This window comes from Staphylococcus sp. EG-SA-2 (assembly GCF_017152085.1).
Genome location: NZ_JACYHC010000600.1, coordinates 1 through 2,637, shown reverse-complemented (window position 1 = coordinate 2,637; position 2,637 = coordinate 1). Strand labels below are relative to the sequence as shown.

3 protein-coding genes and 1 pseudogene are annotated in these 2,637 nt (G+C 32.2%); 3 read left to right on the top strand and 1 reads right to left on the bottom strand.

Going from position 1 to position 2,637, the window contains the following annotated elements; translation table 11 throughout:
- Window positions 1-1,185 (bottom strand): alkaline phosphatase (locus tag IDG60_RS10715; protein ID WP_206160679.1); only part of this gene is annotated, 1,185 nt, incomplete at its 3' end.
- 197 nt (window positions 1,186-1,382) lie between these two features.
- Between IDG60_RS10715 and IDG60_RS10710 the strand changes: the two genes are divergently transcribed.
- The 3 genes and pseudogenes from IDG60_RS10710 to nsaS form a co-directional block, all read left to right on the top strand.
- Complete coding sequence (locus IDG60_RS10710; RefSeq protein WP_000604730.1) at window positions 1,383-1,583, top strand: hypothetical protein; 201 nt, start codon at window positions 1,383-1,385, stop codon at window positions 1,581-1,583.
- A gap of 25 nt (window positions 1,584-1,608) precedes the next feature.
- Window positions 1,609-2,274: a nisin susceptibility-associated two-component system response regulator NsaR gene (gene nsaR / locus IDG60_RS10705; protein WP_000697877.1), complete on the top strand. Its 666-nt coding sequence runs from the start codon at window positions 1,609-1,611 to the stop codon at window positions 2,272-2,274.
- 10 nt (window positions 2,275-2,284) lie between these two features.
- A pseudogene (gene nsaS / locus IDG60_RS10700) lies at window positions 2,285-2,637 on the top strand (nisin susceptibility-associated two-component system sensor histidine kinase NsaS); the annotation flags it as partial.

Sequence of the window (2,637 nt, the reverse complement as noted above, 5' to 3'; positions counted from 1 at the left end):
CTTTTTATTCTCTTTTTTAACCTTTTTCATATCATCTTGTGAAAATTCAAAGCCATAACCTTCATTAATAACTTTTTCAGGGTCTTCACCTTTAGCCATTTTTTCTGTCATATATGATCCAGAGTGTTTCATCGATTTAATCGGTTGAGGATTCCATTCGTATCCTTTATCTTTACCAATTGTTAGACCACCAGTAGAGTGATCTGCTGTTGCAACGACAAGTGTATCTTTATGTTTCTTAGCATATTGAATGGCGTCATCGAATGCTTTTTCAAAACCTTCCATTTCAGACATAACGCCTGTAATATCGTTGGAATGCGCTGATTTATCTATAGAAGCACCTTCGACCATTAAAAAGAAACCTTTTTTATTACGCTCAAGCTTACTAAGTGCACTTTGTTGCATATCAGCTAATGATGGTTCGTCTTTAGAAGCATCTATTGCAAGTGGCATATTTTTATCTGCAAACAAACCAAGAACTTTATCTTTATCAGATTTTGATAAATCCTTACTGTTCGTGGCAAGGTCGTAACCATCTTTTTTGAATTTTTTATCTAAATTGCCATTACTTTTACCGAAATATTTAGCGCCGCCGCCTAATAAAACATCAACTTTATGCTTTCCGTTGATTTTATCTTTATAAAATTGTTTAGCGATTTCGTTTTTATCATCTCTAGAAGTCACGTGTGCAGCATATGCTGCTGGTGTTGCATCTGTTAATTCAGCTGTTGAAACAAGACCAGTCGACTTACCTTTTTCTTTTGCACGTTCAAGCACTGTCTTTACTTTCTGCTTGTTACTGTCAACACCGATGGCACCATTATATGTCTTATGGCCAGAACTAAAGGCTGTTCCGCCAGCTGCAGAATCAGTAATATTCTGTTTTGGGTCATTTGAATATGTACGATTTGTGCCTTTTAAATATGAATCAAAAGCAGTAGGGGTCATTTCTTTGGCATGCGAATCATTTTTATAATAACGATAAGCTGTGTTAAATGATGGACCCATGCCATCGCCAACTAAAAAGATAACATTTTTTGGATTTTTAGTATTACCAACCGCGAAACTTTCATCTTTAGAACTTTTATCGGATTGCGCAATTGCAGGTGTGACAGAACTGAAAACTGTTGACACGATAATAAGGTTAGCAACTGCAAATTTTGTGGCTTTTTTAACTGATAACATAATACATCCTCCTGAGTATATGACTATGTCTTCAGTGTAAAAGAGGAATTTTGAGCAATTATGTAGTTTTAGTTAAAAATATGTAAACAGAGTGATTTAGAATAACAAAAAATGAATATATATGACAATTTGTTATAGAAAGCGTTAGAATAGAAGCGTGTGAAAATATAGAATTAAATATAATTTGAGGTGGAAAAATGATACTAGTAATGTTATCTCCATTATTAATCATATTCTTTATAGTGTTGTCTATTTTAGAGGAGCGTAAACGTACGAAGAAAAAGCAACTCGAGAAAGAAAAAGCAAATACACTAAATCAAAATACAAATGACACGGAAAGTTCAAATCAAGAGCCGTCATTGCAGCAGACTAAAGAACAAAAAGATAACAAAGGATAATTCAATTGAAGGAAGAAGATTATAGATGAAAATATTAATTGTTGAAGATGATTTTGTTATAGCAGAAAGTTTAGCATCTGAACTTAAAAAATGGAATTACGGTGTTATTGTCGTTGAACAATTTGATGATATACTGTCTATCTTTAACCAACATCAACCTCAGCTTGTATTGCTAGATATTAATTTGCCAACGTTAAATGGTTTTCATTGGTGTCAAGAAATCCGAAAAACATCTAATGTGCCAATTATATTTATTAGTTCCCGTATTGATAATATGGACCAAATTATGGCAATACAAATGGGGGGAGATGATTTTATCGAAAAGCCATTTAACTTGTCATTAACGATTGCCAAAATTCAAGCATTATTGAGACGAACTTATGACTTGTCAGTAGCTAATGATTCATTGACGGTTAAAGGTTGTACATTAATATTAGATGAAGCAAAAGTCGTGTATCAAGAACAAAACATACAGCTATCTTTGACTGAATTACAAATATTAAAGTTATTATTTCAAAATGAAGATAAATATGTAAGTAGAACTGCTTTAATTGAAAAATGTTGGGAATCAGAAAACTTCATAGATGATAACACATTAGCTGTTAACATGACGCGCCTGCGTAAAAAATTAAATACTATTGGCGTTAATGATTTTATCATTACAAAGAAAAATGTCGGATATAAAGTATAGGGTGAATGCAATGACCTTTCTTAAAAGTATTACTCAGGAAATAGCAATAGTCATAGTTATTTTTGCTTTATTTGGCTTAATGTTTTACCTGTATCATTTGCCATTAGAAGCATATTTACTAGCACTTGGCGTTATTTTATTATTATTACTCATATTCATAGGTATTAAATATTTAAGTTTTGTAAAAACTATAAGCCAACAACAACAAATTGAAAACTTAGAAACTGCGTTGTATCAGCTTAAAAATGAACAAATTGAATATAAAAATGATGTAGAGAGCTACTTTTTAACATGGGTACATCAAATGAAAACACCCATTACTGCAGCACAACTGTTACTTGAAAGAGATGAGCCTAATGTTGT